The sequence below is a fragment of the Kribbella aluminosa genome, assembly GCF_017876295.1.
GTDB lineage: Bacteria > Actinomycetota > Actinomycetes > Propionibacteriales > Kribbellaceae > Kribbella > Kribbella aluminosa.
The window spans coordinates 2272891-2286641 of sequence record NZ_JAGINT010000002.1 but is presented as its reverse complement, the minus strand read 5'-3'; the positions used below and the strand labels follow the sequence as shown (position 1 = coordinate 2286641).

Annotated in this window: 12 protein-coding genes and 1 pseudogene; 3 read left to right on the top strand and 10 right to left on the bottom strand. The window is 69.1% G+C overall.

The window, feature by feature from the left end; genetic code table 11:
* Positions 1 to 33 precede the first annotated feature (33 nt).
* Positions 34 to 918 (bottom strand): sugar phosphate isomerase/epimerase family protein, encoded by an 885-nt coding sequence (locus tag JOF29_RS32170; RefSeq protein ID WP_209698141.1) that lies wholly within the window; start codon positions 916 to 918, stop codon positions 34 to 36.
* 12 nt (positions 919 to 930) lie between these two features.
* Complete coding sequence (locus tag JOF29_RS32165) at positions 931 to 1917, bottom strand: Gfo/Idh/MocA family protein (RefSeq protein WP_209698140.1); 987 nt, start codon at positions 1915 to 1917, stop codon at positions 931 to 933.
* Positions 1918 to 2049: 132 nt separating this feature from the next.
* On the opposite strand from JOF29_RS32165, the gene JOF29_RS32160 reads away from it, so the two are divergent.
* Entirely contained in the window at positions 2050 to 2790 is a 741-nt protein-coding gene (locus tag JOF29_RS32160; RefSeq protein WP_209698139.1) for a GntR family transcriptional regulator, read from the top strand.
* Here JOF29_RS32160 and JOF29_RS32155 read toward each other — a convergent pair.
* The 5 genes from JOF29_RS32155 to JOF29_RS32135 form a co-directional block, all read right to left on the bottom strand.
* A complete protein-coding gene (locus JOF29_RS32155) occupies positions 2787 to 7649 on the bottom strand; it encodes an NAD-glutamate dehydrogenase (RefSeq protein WP_209698138.1) in 4863 nt (1620 codons plus the stop codon). The genes JOF29_RS32160 and JOF29_RS32155 overlap by 4 nt on opposite strands.
* 117 nt (positions 7650 to 7766) lie before the next feature.
* Complete coding sequence (locus JOF29_RS32150) at positions 7767 to 7976, bottom strand: ferredoxin (RefSeq protein ID WP_209698137.1); 210 nt, start codon at positions 7974 to 7976, stop codon at positions 7767 to 7769.
* The gene (locus tag JOF29_RS32145) at positions 7973 to 9163 is read right to left on the bottom strand and encodes an NADH-ubiquinone oxidoreductase-F iron-sulfur binding region domain-containing protein (protein ID WP_209698136.1); all 1191 of its coding nucleotides are present in this window, start codon (positions 9161 to 9163) and stop codon (positions 7973 to 7975) included. The genes JOF29_RS32150 and JOF29_RS32145 overlap by 4 nt, the downstream gene beginning before the upstream one ends.
* Positions 9164 to 9177: 14 nt before the next feature.
* Complete coding sequence (locus JOF29_RS32140; protein WP_209698135.1) at positions 9178 to 9723, bottom strand: hypothetical protein; 546 nt, start codon at positions 9721 to 9723, stop codon at positions 9178 to 9180.
* Positions 9723 to 10631, bottom strand: a complete 909-nt coding sequence (locus tag JOF29_RS32135; protein ID WP_209698134.1) for an FAD:protein FMN transferase — start codon at positions 10629 to 10631, stop codon at positions 9723 to 9725. The genes JOF29_RS32140 and JOF29_RS32135 overlap by 1 nt, the downstream gene beginning before the upstream one ends.
* Before the next feature lie 60 nt (positions 10632 to 10691).
* On the opposite strand from JOF29_RS32135, the gene JOF29_RS32130 reads away from it, so the two are divergent.
* Positions 10692 to 10982, top strand: a complete 291-nt coding sequence (locus JOF29_RS32130; protein WP_209698133.1) for a hypothetical protein — start codon at positions 10692 to 10694, stop codon at positions 10980 to 10982.
* Positions 10983 to 10991: 9 nt separating this feature from the next.
* Here the strand turns inward: JOF29_RS32130 and JOF29_RS32125 are convergent, their stop codons facing one another.
* Positions 10992 to 11471 carry a MarR family winged helix-turn-helix transcriptional regulator gene (locus JOF29_RS32125; protein ID WP_372446384.1) on the bottom strand — a complete coding sequence of 160 codons (480 nt, stop codon included), beginning with the start codon at positions 11469 to 11471 and terminating at the stop codon, positions 10992 to 10994.
* Between the two features lie 93 nt (positions 11472 to 11564).
* Here JOF29_RS32125 and JOF29_RS46130 point away from each other — a divergent pair.
* Positions 11565 to 11714 (top strand): annotated as a pseudogene (locus tag JOF29_RS46130) (NmrA/HSCARG family protein); the annotation flags it as partial.
* A gap of 112 nt (positions 11715 to 11826) precedes the next feature.
* On the opposite strand, the gene JOF29_RS43855 reads toward JOF29_RS46130, so the two are convergent.
* Both JOF29_RS43855 and JOF29_RS32115 read right to left on the bottom strand, forming a co-directional pair.
* Positions 11827 to 12072: a hypothetical protein gene (locus JOF29_RS43855; RefSeq protein ID WP_245359661.1), complete on the bottom strand. Its 246-nt coding sequence runs from the start codon at positions 12070 to 12072 to the stop codon at positions 11827 to 11829.
* 97 nt (positions 12073 to 12169) lie between these two features.
* On the bottom strand, positions 12170 to 13735 hold the full coding sequence (locus tag JOF29_RS32115) for a discoidin domain-containing protein (protein ID WP_209698131.1): 1566 nt from the start codon (positions 13733 to 13735) through the stop codon (positions 12170 to 12172).
* Between the last annotated feature and the right edge of the window lie 16 nt (positions 13736 to 13751).

Sequence of the window (13751 nt, the reverse complement as noted above, 5' to 3'; positions counted from 1 at the left end):
TCGGTACCCCGCAACCCGAAGAACCACGCAGCGTCATCGGACCGCGGCCGCGATCTCGTACAAGTGGGCGACACTGGCGCGTACGTCGGCGACCGGGCCTTCGTCGACCGGGCGTGCCTGCAGGATCGTGTCCTGTTCGAGGACGTACCAGCCGTCGTACCCGGACTTCTCCAGCGTGCTGACGATCGTGGTGATGTCGATGTCACCGGCGCCCAGTGGCCGGTAGAGGCCGGCGCGTACGGCGTCCGTGTACGTGACCTCGCCCGACTGCACCCGCGCGGCCCACGCCGCGTCGACGTCCTTCAGATGGGTGTGCCGGATCCGCGCAGCATTGCCAACGGCCAGCGCGACCGGGTCGACCCCGCCGATCAGCAGGTGGCCGGTGTCGAGCGTGAGCCCGATCGTCGACCCCTCCAGTACCCGCGACACGTCGTCGGCGTTCTCGACCATGGTCCCGACATGCGGGTGGATGGTCGCGAGGACACCGCGGGACGCGGCGAGCGCGGACAGCTCGTCGAGCCGACGGAGCAAGGTGCTCCAGCCGGACGCGTCCAGCACCGGCCGGTCGTCGTACCCCTCCTGCCCCGTCGCGGCGGCAAGCACCAACGTCCCGGCACCAGCCGCCACGAACCCTTCAAGCGCGCGCAGCACCTCGACGGAGGGATCAACCCCAGGATCATGCAGTACGACGGGAACGAACCCGCCGACCGCCCGCAGCCCGACGTCCGCGAGCGTCTTCGCCTTGTCGGAAGGGTCGTCGGGCAGGAACCCGTCGGGGCCGAACTCGGTCGCGGCGAGCCCGACCGTGCGCATCTCGGCGAGTACGGTGGCGGCGTCGTACTGCCAGCCCCACCCCGGGACCTCGCACACGCCCCACGAGATCGGGGCACCGGCGATCCGGGCAGCAATGTCGGTCATGTCAAGGCCCCCTCAGAGCGTGACGATGCGGTTTTCGTGGCGGGACAGTTCACAGGCGTCGGCGATCCGGAACGCGGCGAGCGCGTCGCGGACCGTGCACGGCACCTTGCGGGTACCGGCGACGACCTCCGTGAACGCGGTCAGCTCGGCGACGTACGCGGGCTGGAACCGGTCCATGAAGGTCATGTGCGGCGGCCCGTCCGGGAACGCGACGCCGGGCTCCGCCGAGCGCAGAGCAGTATGCGAGTCGAGGCCGACGGCGATCGAGCCGAGGCTGCCGTGGAGTTCCATCCGTACGTCGTGACCGGCGCCGTTGTACCGGGTCCCGCTGACCGCGACGAACGTGCTGTCGTCCAGGGTCAGCAGCGCGGCGGCGGAGTCCACGTCGCCGTACTCGCCGAAGAAGGTCTCGCCGCGGTTCGCGCCGGTCGCGTACACGCTGACCACCTCGCGGCCGGTGACGTACCGGATGATGTCGAAGTCGTGCACCGTGCAGTCGCGGAAGAAGCCGCCGCTCTGCGGGATGTAGTCCTGGTGCGGCGGGAACGCGTCGTTCGTGTTCGCCCGGACGTGGTGCACGAAGCCGAGCTCGCCGGACGCGACCGCCGCCCGCGCCGCCTGGTACCCGGCGTCGAACCGGCGCTGGAAACCGATGTGTACCGGCACCGTCGAGGCCTCGACCAGCGCGAGCACCCGCTCGGTCTCGGCCAGGTCGAGCGCGACCGGCTTCTCGCAGAACGTCGGTACGCCGGCCGCCAGCCCCGCCTCGATCAGCGAGGCGTGCGCGGAGGTCGCCGCCGCGATCACGAACCCGTCCAGCTCGGACGCGAGCAACGCCGGTACGTCGGGGACCGACGTAACGCCCAGCTCCTTCGCGACCGCCTCGGCCCGGGCCGGGTCCGCGTCGGCGACGACCACCTGATCCACCGCCGGCAAATCCTGCAGCGTCGCGGCGTGGAACGCCCCGATCCGCCCGATCCCGACCAACCCGATCCGCATCCGCGCAGCCCTCTCTCGAGTAAGGGCGCGCCACGGCGGCGCGCTGACTGCCAGCCTTCCGGGCCTGCGGCAGAGGTGTCAAGACTTTGTTAACACATTCTCACGTGTGGACATACGCAGTACCATCCGGTCATGAATGCCGCCCTGCCGATCCAGCTCGATCGGTCCAGCCCGGTGCCGCTGTACCACCAGCTGGCCGAGCAGCTGACCGCTGCCATCACGGACGGCCGGCTGCGCCCGGGCGACCCGTTCGAGAACGAGATCGGCATGTCGGACCGGCTGAGCCTGTCCCGCCCGACGGTGCGCCGCGCGATCTCCGAGCTGGTCAACCAGGGCCTGCTGGTCCGCCGCCGCGGCATCGGCACCACCGTCGCGAACCAGATGGTGCACCGCAAGGCCGAGCTGACCAGCCTGTACGACGACCTCGCCCGCGAGGGGCGGACGCCGCACACCGAAGTACTCGCGCTGGACTGCGCCGCGCAGGACGAACGCGCCGCCGCCGTCCTCGAGCTCCCGCCCGGTACCCCGCTGGTCTCGATCGTCCGGCTCCGGTACGCCGACGACCTGCCGCTCGCGATCCTGCGCAACTGGCTGCCCCCGGCCCTCGAGGACCTCACCCTCGAGGACCTCACGAACGACGGCCTGTACGCCGTACTCCGCGCCCGCGGCATCCGCCCGGCGGTCGCCCGGCAACGCATCGGCGCTCGCAACGCCACCGCCGAGGAACGCCGCACCCTCCACATGTCCAAGGCCGAGCCCCTGATCACCATGACCCGCGCCGCCTACGCCGCCGACGGAACCCCGGTCGAATACGGCAGCCACTGCTACCGGGCCGACCAGTACTCCGTCGACGTCGTGGTGTCCGAACGTTAGGCCTGGTTGGCGAGGAGGGTGCGGACCAGGCGGAGGCCTACTGAGAGGTGGGCGAGTTCCGGGCCCTCGATTTCTACTATTTCCTCGAGCATGGAGGCGGCTCGGGAGAGGGCCGCAGCGTTGCGGTCCTGCCAGGTGATGACGCGGTCCTCGGGTTCGGCGGTGGCGTCGGTGGTGGCCAGGACCTGGCGGGTCAGGCGGGCGTGGACCGAGTGCAGGTCGTCGCGGAGGGCGGCGCGGGCCATCGTCTGCCAGCGGTCGGTGCGCGGCAGGCCGATGATGCGTTCGAGGAAGCGGCCCAGTTGCAGGCGTTCGCCGAGGGCGAAGTGGACCTTGGCGACCTCGAGGATGTCGAGGTCGTCGCTGGACGCGGTCTCGACGATCCCGAGTCCGGCGTACGTCGGCGGCAGCACCGCGATCCGGGTCGCGAAGTCCTCCGAGACCCCCTTCTGCACCAGGGCTTCCCGGCGCTGCTCGAACAGCGCCAGCTCGCGACCCCGCAGTACCTCGGGCAACGCCGCGGTCAGCTTCGCGATGCCGGGGCCGAAGAACTCGATCAGTTCCTCGATGTCCACCGGTGGCCGCCGGTTCGACACCAGCCACCGGGTGGCCCGCTCGACCAGCGTGCGGGTCTCCAGCCGCATCCCGGTCTGCGTCTCGGCGTCGACCACGTTGTCCAGCTCGGCGTTCGCCGCCAGCAGCTCCGGCTGCGAGAAGATCCGCGAGGCCGCGAGGTTCGCGCGGACGACGTCCTCCTCGTTGCCGCCGGTCTCCAGCGACAGCCGGTGGTACGCCGTGATGCCGGACGTGTTCACGAACTCGTTCACGACCTGCGTGGTGATGATCTCGCGGCGCAGCTGGTGGCTCTGGATCTGATCCGCGAACCGCTCCTGGATCGCCTTCGGGAAGTAGCTGGCGAGCTTGTGCTTGAGGAACGGGTCGTCCGGCAGCGACGTCTTGAGCAGCTCGGCTTCCATGACGATCTTGGTGTACGCGATCAGCACGGACAGCTCCGGCGAGGTCAGCCCGCGGCCCTCGGCCTTGCGGCGCTTGAACTCCGGGATGCTCGGCAGGAACTCCAGCTGCCGGTCGAGCAGGCCCTGGCGTTCCAGCCGCCGCACCCAGTCCTGGTGGACGTGCATCAACGCCGGCGCCTGCGCGGTCGCGTTGGCGAGCGCGATGTTCTGCCGGTAGTTGCTCTTCAGCACCAGCGCGCCGACCTCGTCGGTCATCGACGCGATGATGTCGTTGCGCTGCTTCTCGGTCAGGTCGCCGTCCGCGACCACCGTGTCCAGCAGGATCTTGATGTTCACCTCGTGGTCGGAGGTGTCCACGCCGGCCACGTTGTCGATGAAGTCGGTGTTGATCCGGCCGCCGTTCGCGGCGTACTCGATCCGGCCGAGCTGGGTGAAGCCGAGGTTGCCACCCTCGCCGACCGCGCGGGCGCGCAGCTCGGCGCCGTTGATCCGGATCGCGTCGTTCGCCTTGTCGCCGACGTCGGCGTTCGACTCGTTCGACGACTTCACGTACGTCCCGATGCCGCCGTTCCAGAACAGGTCGACCGGCGCCTTCAGGATCGCGTTCATCAGCTCGGCGGGCGTCAGCTTCGTGGCGCTACCGTCGATGCCGAGCACCTCACGGACCTGCGAGGAGATCGGGATCGCCTTCTCGGTTCGCGGGTACACCCCGCCGCCGGCGGAGATCAGCGACGCGTCGTAGTCCGCCCACGAGGATCGCGGCAGCTCGAACAGCCGCCGCCGCTCGGCGAAGGACACCGCCGCGTCCGGCGCCGGGTCCAGGAAGATGTGCCGGTGGTCGAACGCCGCGACCAGCCGGATGTGCTCCGACAGCAGCATCCCGTTGCCGAACACGTCACCGGACATGTCGCCGACGCCGACGACCGTGAAGTCCTCGTTCTGGCAGTCGTGGCCGAGCTCGCGGAAGTGCCGCTTGACCGACTCCCAGGCGCCGCGGGCGGTGATGCCCATCGCCTTGTGGTCGTACCCGACCGAGCCGCCGGACGCGAACGCGTCGCCCAGCCAGAACCCGTACTCCTTCGCGACCCCGTTCGCGATGTCGGAGAACGTCGCCGTTCCCTTGTCCGCGGCAACCACCAGATATGCGTCGTCCCCGTCGTACCGCACCACGTCCCGAGGAGGAACGATGTCACCGGCGACGATGTTGTCGGTGATGTCCAGCAGCCCGGAGATGAAGGTCTTGTACGACGCGATGCCCTCGGCCAGCCAGGCGTCCCGGTCCGCCGACGGGTCCGGCAGTTGCTTGGCGTAGAACCCGCCCTTCGCGCCGACGGGCACGATCACCGAGTTCTTCACCATCTGCGCCTTCACCAGGCCGAGCACCTCGGTCCGGAAGTCCTCGCGCCGGTCCGACCAGCGCAGACCGCCGCGCGCGACCGCGCCGAACCGCAGGTGCACACCTTCGACCCGCGGCGAGTAGACGAAGATCTCGTACGCCGGCCGCGGCTGCGGCAGGTCCGGGATCGCCTTCGGCTCCAGCTTCAGCGAGATGTACGGCCGCGGCCGGCCGTCCGGCCCCGGCTGGAAGTAGTTCGTCCGCAGGGTCGCCTTCATGACGGTCAGGTACGACCTCAGGATGCGGTCCTCGTCCAGGCTCTGCACCGTGTCCAGCGCCGCCAGGATCTCCTTCTCCAGCTGGTCCGTACGCATCGTCCGGTCCGGGTCGTCGGCCGCACCGCGCGCCGGGTCGAAGCTGGTCTCGAACAGCTGCACCAGGAGGCCCGCCACGTCCACGTGGTTCAGGAAGGTGTTCTCGATGTAGGCCTGGCTGAACGGCGTACCGCCCTGGCGCATGTAGCGCTGGTACGCGCGCAGGATCGACACCTGCCGCCAGCTGAGGCTGCCACGCAGTACGAGCGCATTCAGCCTGTCGGACTCGGCCCGGCCCTCCCATACCGCCTGGAACGTGTCGGAGAACAGTGTGCGCAGCTCTTCGCGCTCCTCGCTGTCCTCCGGCGCCCGCAGCCCGAAGTCGTAGATGTACGCCATGCTGCCGTCGGCACGGCGGATCTCGTACGGGCGTTCGTCGACGACCTCCACGCCCATCGCGCTGAGGTGCGGCAGCACGTGCGACAGGGACAGCGCCGACCCGGTGCGGAACACCTTGAAGCGGCGCTCGCCCTCCCACTCCTCGTCGATCGGGCTGTACAGCGACATGGCCAGCCCGTTGTCCGCGGGCAGCCCGTCCAGCACGTGGACGTCGTTGACCGCGACGCGCGCGTCGAAGTCCTCCTTGTACGCCTCCGGGAACGCGTCGGCGTACCGGCGGAACAGCTTGGTGACCGCGCCGTCGCCGCCCTGCGCGTGCAGCGCCGCGGTGAAGTCGTCCTCCCAGGCACGGGTCGCCTCGACGACCTGCTGCTCCAGGGTGTCCGCGTCGTACTCGCCTACGGTCTCGCCCTGCTTCATCCGGACCACGAAGTGCACGCGGGCCAGCACGGACTCGGTGACGTACGCCGCGTACGTGACGGACTCGGCGCCGATGGCGTCCTTGAGGATCTGCTGCATGCGCAGCCGGACCGCCGTCGTGTAACGGTCCCGCGGCAGGTACACCAGGCAGGACAGGTACCGGTTGTAGACGTCACGGCGTACGAACAGCTTGACCGCGCGCCGCTCCTGCAGGTGCAGGACGGACTGCACGATCGGGAGCAGGTCCTCCACCGGCGCTTGCAGCAGCTCGTCGCGCGGGTACGTCTCCAGTACGTCCAGCAGGCCCTTGCCGCTGTGGCTGTTCGGGTCGAAGCCAGTCAGCCGGAACAGCTCCAGCGCCTTGCGCCGCAGCACCGGGACCTGCATAACGCTCTCCGTGTACGCCGTTGACGACAGCAGGCCGATGAACCGGCACTCGCGGACCGCGTCGCCGTTCTCGTCGAACTGCTTGATGCCGACGTAGTCCAGGTAGGTCGAGCGGTGCACGGTGGAGCGGGAGTTCGCCTTGGTGAGGATCATGAGCTTGCGTTCACGCGCCTTGGCGCTTACCTCGGGCGGCAGCTTGCCGGAGCCCGGCCTCGGGTCCGGCCGGAGGATGCCCAGCCCGGTGCCGGCGCTGCCACGCAGGATGCCCTGCGCGCCCTCCATGGTGAAGTCGTACTCGCGGTAGCCGAGGAAGGTGAAGTGCTCGTCGGCCAGCCACTCCAGCAGCTCGCGGGCCTCCTCCACCTCGCTCTCCGGCACCGGCAGATCGGCGGCGTGCAGGCCGGCCGCGATGCTGACGGCCTTCTCGTGCATCTTCGGCCAGTCCTCGACGGCCTCGCGGACGTCGTTCAGCACCTTGAGCAGGTCCTGCTCGAGCGCACGGTGCTCGGTGACGTCGGCGATCCGCTCGATCTCCAGGTGCATCCAGCTCTCGCGGACCAGGTCGTGCTCGTCCGCCGAGGTGGTGTCGTCCAGGACCTCCTGCAGCGTGCCGGCGACGTCCCGCCGGACCACGAACTGCGGGTGGATCAGCAGCTGCAGCTCGAGGTTCCGCTCGGTGATCACCATCGCCGCGGTGTCGACCAGGAACGGCATGTCGTCGACCACGATCTCGACCACGGTCCGGCCGGCCGCGGACCAGCCGAACTCCTCGGGCGTCGGGGTGAACACGTGCACCTTCGCCGTACCCTGCGGCCGGGACATGGCCGACTTGTAGTGGTGCCGCGCGGCCCCCAGGCAGTCGTTCGGCTGGCGCTCGGCGACGTCCTCGGCGGCAACATGCCGGTAGTACTGCTCGAGGAAGGTCTTCAGCCTGACCGGGTCGACCACTTTGTCGTGCCCATGGGTCCCCGTGGCCACCGCCTTCGCGATCACATCGGCCTTCAGGACGTCCAGCTTGCTCTGCATTCCCCACCGTCTCCACACGTGACGTCGGCGGTCGGCTCCCGCCGGACCGCACGACATTGTGCGGTCACTCAGAGATTAGTCCACCTTTGTCACTGGTGTGGTGTTGGGACGAGCCTGTCATCGTTTGGTGAGACCTTTGGTGAGACGCAGTGCGAGAGCCGGGCAGGCGAGCACAGCGCGGCGCGCATCCGGCAGCTCACCGGCGGTGATCTCGCGGCCCCGGAGCACCGGGAATCCCCACTCGTCGAGGGCGATGTCGTCGGGCAACAGCCCGGCGCACAAGCCGTGCCCGTCGCACCGGGTCCAGTCGATCTCCAGCCTGCTCACCGCTGGCCTCCCGATACCGGCAGCACGCCGCGGACCGGCCTGCCGCACCCCTCGTGGTTGAGATGCCGCCGTACGTCGTCCTCGAACACCTCGAGCGCCGATGTGAGGAACCTCGCAGTCCCGTCCGGGTGCGCGCAGGCTCCTCGGCCCGGAACCAGCCCGAGATGCCGCTGGGCGTCGTACCAGCCGTCCGGGTCGCCGATCGTGATCCGGGCGAAGTCGTCGACCAGAGCGCCGAGGCCGAACACGCACGGGCCGCACTGTCCTGCTGACTGACCTCTCAGCCACTCGGCGACCCGGGTGACCTCTCCCAGCGGACAGGTGTCGGAGCCGAGCGCCAGGATGATGCCCGCGGACACCTCCGGCCGCTGGAGCGTCAGGCCGTCGGTGTTCGGCAGCCAGCGCCCGTGGTACCCGCCCAGCAGGACAGGGCCCGGTTCCGCACCGGCGTACTGCAGGACTGTGTCCAGTGGGACACCGTTCGGTGTCTCCAGTACGCCGGGGTGCTGGACGGCCCCGCCGATCGTCAGGAGCTGCGTACCCGGCTCACTGCTCAGCCCGGTGCTGCTGTACCCACGAGACCCGAGCCGCGCCAGTACGGCGAGCTGGGCGAACGTCTCCACGTTGGAGAGGAACGTCGGACGCCGGTGGTACCCCTTGCGCGTCGGCAGCACCCGACGCCCCGGTGGTACGGCAGTACCGCCTTCCAGCACGCTCAACACCGCACGGGCCTCCCCTGCGACGAACCGGCCCGGTGTCTCACGTACTTCGATCGCCAACTGGTCGTCGCGCTCCATCAGCGCCTCCCGGAGCGACGTGGCCGCCTCCTGGTCATGTACGGCGATCAGCACGTGTGGTGCGCGCAGTGCATGCGCCAGACCGACCGCACCGTCAAGAACGAGGTGGGGCGCACGGGTAAGAAGCAGACGGTCCTTGCGGCTCACCGGCTCGCTCTCAGAACCGTTGACCACAACGGCTTCCACACCACGAGCCGGAAGGTCCTGCACCTTCAGGGCGACCGGAAACGCGGCACCACCACGTCCCCTGAGTCCTACTGCTTCACACAGCCGCACGTACTCGTGGCGGGTCAGCTCAGGCTGTTGTCCGTGCGTCAACAGGTGCCGCTGGAAGTCCAGGCGCCCCTGGTCGAGTCCCGCGAGGACTCTGGCCTCACCGATCACTCTCACGTCGTCCACGGTGATCACTGGGTCCTCCAAACTCTGGTAGGTAGTGCGTTGAGCCGATAGGCACCTGCAGTCGCTACCGCGGCCAGACAGCCGATCGTGATGCCGAGCATCCACGGCGTACTGCGGTCCGTGCCGGCCAGCAGTGCGTGCCCGATGGACAAGAGCCACCCCACCGACGCAGCGATGTGCAGCTTGCGCCAGTACTTCGTGAACCTCTCGGACACGGCCAGGCGGCCACGCGCCGCTCCGACGAGTGACGCCAGTACCAGGCTGTAGAGCGCGAGCACACCGACGACCATGGCGAACGGCCGGTAGCCAGACGCGAACGGCCACACCAGAACGACCGGGCTGATGCTCACGTAGCTGTCGGCGATCACTGCGACCACGTGCGTCACCAGCAGGACCAGACCGGTCACAGCAGCCGAGCGGTGTACGTACTGCAGCCAGAACCGCCGTTCGGCCGACTGCACTCGCGGCATCACCATGCCGAGTACTGCCGACATCGTGAACATGACCATCGTGACCACGCCGGCTGCACGGGCCAGGTACCAGAGCGTCATCAGGCGGCCCTGCTCGCCGTCGGCCAGCCCGACAACTCGGTGACCTCACCGTCCGCGTCGATCAACCGCGCCGGATGCCCAGCAAGCTTCAGCCGGCCGAGCGCGCCATCCCCTGTGGCCACAAGCGCAGTACTGAAGGTGTTCGCCCGTACGGCGGTCGGCGCCCACACGGACGCGGTGCGGTACGGCCCGTCCGCGGGGAGACCCGTGCGCGGGTCGATGACGTGGTGGCCGTAGCCGGCCGGCGTCTGCCACCGCCGTACCGTCCGGGTCGAACTGGTCAGACCGCCGTGCCCCAGCGTCACGAGTACGCCGATCTCACCGGCGCGCTCGGCGACCGTGATGACCCACGGCTTCTTCGGTACGCCGGCTGCGCGCAGGTCGCCGCCGATCTCGACGAGCACCGCGCAGCCGTAGCGCTTGCTGAGCACGTTCGCGGCGCGGTCCGCGGTCCACGCCTTCGCGGTGGCACCGAGGTCGAGCGCGCAGTCCTTCGGTACGCCGAGCATCGCCAGCTTCCGGTTCAACCGGACCTGCTGCCAGCCGGCCACCGGCTTCGGCTCACCGGGCTCCTGCGGGAAGCGCCGCCGTACCGTCTCGATGTCGGCGTCGTACCCCGCCGCGATCACTGCGGGACCGACGGTCGGGTCGACCGCCCCGCCGCTCACCTGCGCCGCCACCAGGCTGACGTCGACCAGGTCGACCAGCAGCCGGGAAACCGGCACGAGGGCACCTGCACGATTGTTGACAATCGACAGCTCGGAGTCCGGGCGGAACCGGCTCGCGGCCTTGTCGACGCGGTCCATCAGGGTCCTGAGCTCACCGCAGGCAGCACCGAGTACGGCCGGATCGTCGACGGTCAGGCGGACCGTGCAGCTCCAGGCGGACCAGGTGCGGGCGGCGGTCATGATCCGTGGCTCCCACCCTGCGCGGTCGAGGAGCCGGAGGCCGTCGAGCCGAGACCGCTGGTGCTCGAGCTGCTTCCTGAGCTGGAGCTGCTGGAGGTCGAGCTGCTGGACGTCGTCCCCGAGGTGCTGCTGCTCGAGTGCTTCGCCGAGACGACCGCGACCGACACCCCGGTCGCGCCGACACCGAGGACGGCCGTGGCTATCGCGGCGGCCGACGCGCGGCGCAACCAGCGCGGACGGTTGGGCTGGGATTCATCTGTTCTGACCATGCCCCAAGACTCGGCCGAGGCGCTTCAGCCGCGCTCCAAGAGAAGCTCAAGCCACCGTCAAGTTCTGCTGAAAGGTCCCTGAGAACAGTTCTCAGGAGCCGAGCGCGCAGTCGGTCGCGCAATGCTTGCCGACCACCTCGACGACCTCGTCCGCGGCCTCGCCGAGCATCGCGAACCGCTCCGGCCCGAACACGTCGACGAAGAACTCCCGGACCCGCGCCGCATGCGCCGGCGCGCACGCCTCGATCGCCGCCGTGCCCGCTTCGGTGATGACGATCTCCGGGTACCGCGACTCGCAGGCCTCCTTGCGGATCAGGCCGCGCTTCTCCATCCGGGACAGGTGATGCGACAGCCGGCTCTTCTCCCACTGCGTCGACCGGCCGAGCTCGAACGCCCGCATCCGGCCGTGCTCCGACTCGGACAGGTTGACCAGGATCTCGAAGTCCGGCGTGGACAGCCCGAAGTCCCGCTGGAGGTGCCGCTCCAGGTGCGTCTCCAGCGTCCGCTGCATCAGCAGATAGCTGCGCCATGCCTTCTGCTCGCCGTCGCCGAGCCACGGTCCCTTGCTCACACCAACCATCCTACCCACCTGGGTTGACACATCAACCCGAAGGACTATCCGGACTCCGCCAAGGCGCAGGAGCTCGCGGCGGCCGGCGCCGAGGTGGCGGCGGCCGACCTCGACGCCGAGGCGAGCGTACGGGCCGCGTTCAACGGCGCGGACGGCGCTTACATGGTGACGAACTACTGGGCTCCGCTCACCCCGGCGCAGCAGGCCACGCGCACCCGGGCCGAGATGGAGCTGGAGCAGGCCGAGATCGCGGCGCGGGCCGCCCGCGACGCCGGCGTACAGCACCTGGTCGACTCGAGGGCATCCGATCATTCTTCGCCAGGCGGGACGACGTACCGAGCCTGGACGACGGGCGCTACAAGGTCCCGCACTTCGACGCGAAGGGCGAGGCAGACGCGCTGTTCACGAAGTACGGCGTACCGACGATCCTGCGGACCACGTTCTCCTTCGCTGCGCCCGACGACATCGGGCGCAGCGCCTTCGCGATCCTCAAGCGCCCCGATCTCATCGGCACCACCATCAGCATCGCCGGCGACCACCTCACCGGCCCCAGTACGCCGCTTTGCTGACCGAGACCGTCGGCGAGCAGGTCGTGTACCACGCACCGACGGTCGAGGAGTACTGCGAGCACCCGTTCCCGATGGCTGTCGAGATGACCAACGGTCAGCTGAGCACGAGAGACAGCGCTCTGGCACAGCCTAGGAGTTCCAGATCTGGAGTTCGGAGAGTTGGGCTGCTGGCCAGCCTGTGTTGGCGGTGACGTTCAGGCGGAAGTAGCGCTGGGTTGTCGGGGTGAAGGTGATGGTTGCGGTGTTGTTGTTGCTAGGGGCAAGGGAGTAGTTCGCGGAGCCGACCAGCGTGTCGAAGGTCGTGCCGTTGGTGCCGGCGAGAACCGACAAGGTCTCTGTGCGCGCTCCCCAGGAAGCCGGCAGTTGTACGACGATCCGGCTGGCGCTGGTGGCGGCGCCGAGGTCGACCTGGATCCACTGGGGGAAGGCGTTGTTCGCGCTCTCCCAGTACGTCGACTGGTTGCCGTCGGTCACGTTGCTCGACGGGTAGACGTCGTTGTGGCTGGACTCGCTGGTGGGCTTGCCCGCGGCGAGGTTCGTGCTCGTCGAGCCGGCGCCGGTGCCGGACAGCCCGACGGTGCTCGGGGTGTTGGTCGCGTTGCTGTTGATTGTCAGCGTGCCGGCGCGGCTGCCGGACGCGGTCGGCCGGAAGCTGACGTTGACCGTGCAGGACGCGCTGACTGCGATGGTCGTGCAGTTGTTGGTCTGCGTGTAGTCGCCCGTGGCCGTGACGCTCGAGACCGAGGCCGCGAGGCTGCCTGTGTTGGTCACGGTGACCGCTTGCCCGGCACTGGTTGTGTTGAGGGTCTGCGATGCGAAGGTGAGCGAGGACGGGTTGGCGCTCAGGGTCGCCCCCGCGCCACCGCTCGGGTACACCTCGAATTCCGACACCTGTCCGGCGGGCCATCCGCTGTTCGCCGTGATGTTGACCCGCACATAGCGAGCGCTGGTCGTCGGTACGGCGATGTTGACGACGTTCATGGGCGACGTGAACGTGTACGTCGCGGACGCGACCGCCGTACTGAAGCTGGATCCGTCAGCGCTCGTCTGCACCGACAACGTCTGTGTACGCGTGCCCCAGGCCGACGACGGCGGGAGCTTCAGCGTCACCTTGCCGATGCTTCGGGTCGCGCCGAGATCCACCTGCAACCACTGCGGGAAGGCGTTGTTGACACTCTCCCAGTAGGTGTTTGCGTCGCCATCCGTTGCTGTAGCGGGGGTTTGTGTGCCGTTGACCTGGCTGCTGGCCGTGGTCGGCTTGCTGAGTGCGAGGTTGGTGTCGGTCCCGATGCCGTTGCCGGTCAGGGAGATCGACGTCGGGCTGTTGTTGGCGTTGCTCGTCACCGTCACGCCGCCGGACCGCGCTCCCGACGCGGTCGGCCTGAACGTGACCGTGACCGTGCAGGACGCGCCGACCGGGACGGCTCCGCAGTTGTTGGTCTGGCTGAAGTCGCCGGTTGCAGCAACACCGGAGACCGTCGCAGACGCCGTACCCGAGTTCGTCAGCGTGACGGTCTGCGTCGGCGACGCGCTGCCCACCGATGTGTCCGGGAAGGACAGGCTGCCCGGGTTCGCGTTCAGAATTGGCCCGGGCGCGACGCCGGTGCCCGACAGCGGCACGGTGCTCAGCACTCCAGCGGCGTTGACGGACAGGTTTCCGGTCCGGCCGCCCGCCGCCGTCGGCGTGAACGTCACGTTCACCGTGCACGAG

Excerpts from the sequence above, each read along its gene's own strand:
- JOF29_RS32170 (WP_209698141.1), bottom strand. The coding sequence starts at position 918 with ATGACCGACATTGCTGCCCGGATCGCCGGTGCCCCGATCTCGTGGGGC.
- JOF29_RS32165 (WP_209698140.1), bottom strand. The coding sequence starts at position 1,917 with ATGCGGATCGGGTTGGTCGGGATCGGGCGGATCGGGGCGTTCCACGCC.
- JOF29_RS32160 (WP_209698139.1), top strand. The coding sequence starts at position 2,050 with ATGAATGCCGCCCTGCCGATCCAGCTCGATCGGTCCAGCCCGGTGCCG.
- JOF29_RS32155 (WP_209698138.1), bottom strand. The coding sequence starts at position 7,649 with ATGCAGAGCAAGCTGGACGTCCTGAAGGCCGATGTGATCGCGAAGGCG.
- JOF29_RS32140 (WP_209698135.1), bottom strand. The coding sequence starts at position 9,723 with ATGACGCTCTGGTACCTGGCCCGTGCAGCCGGCGTGGTCACGATGGTC.
- JOF29_RS32135 (WP_209698134.1), bottom strand. The coding sequence starts at position 10,631 with ATGACCGCCGCCCGCACCTGGTCCGCCTGGAGCTGCACGGTCCGCCTG.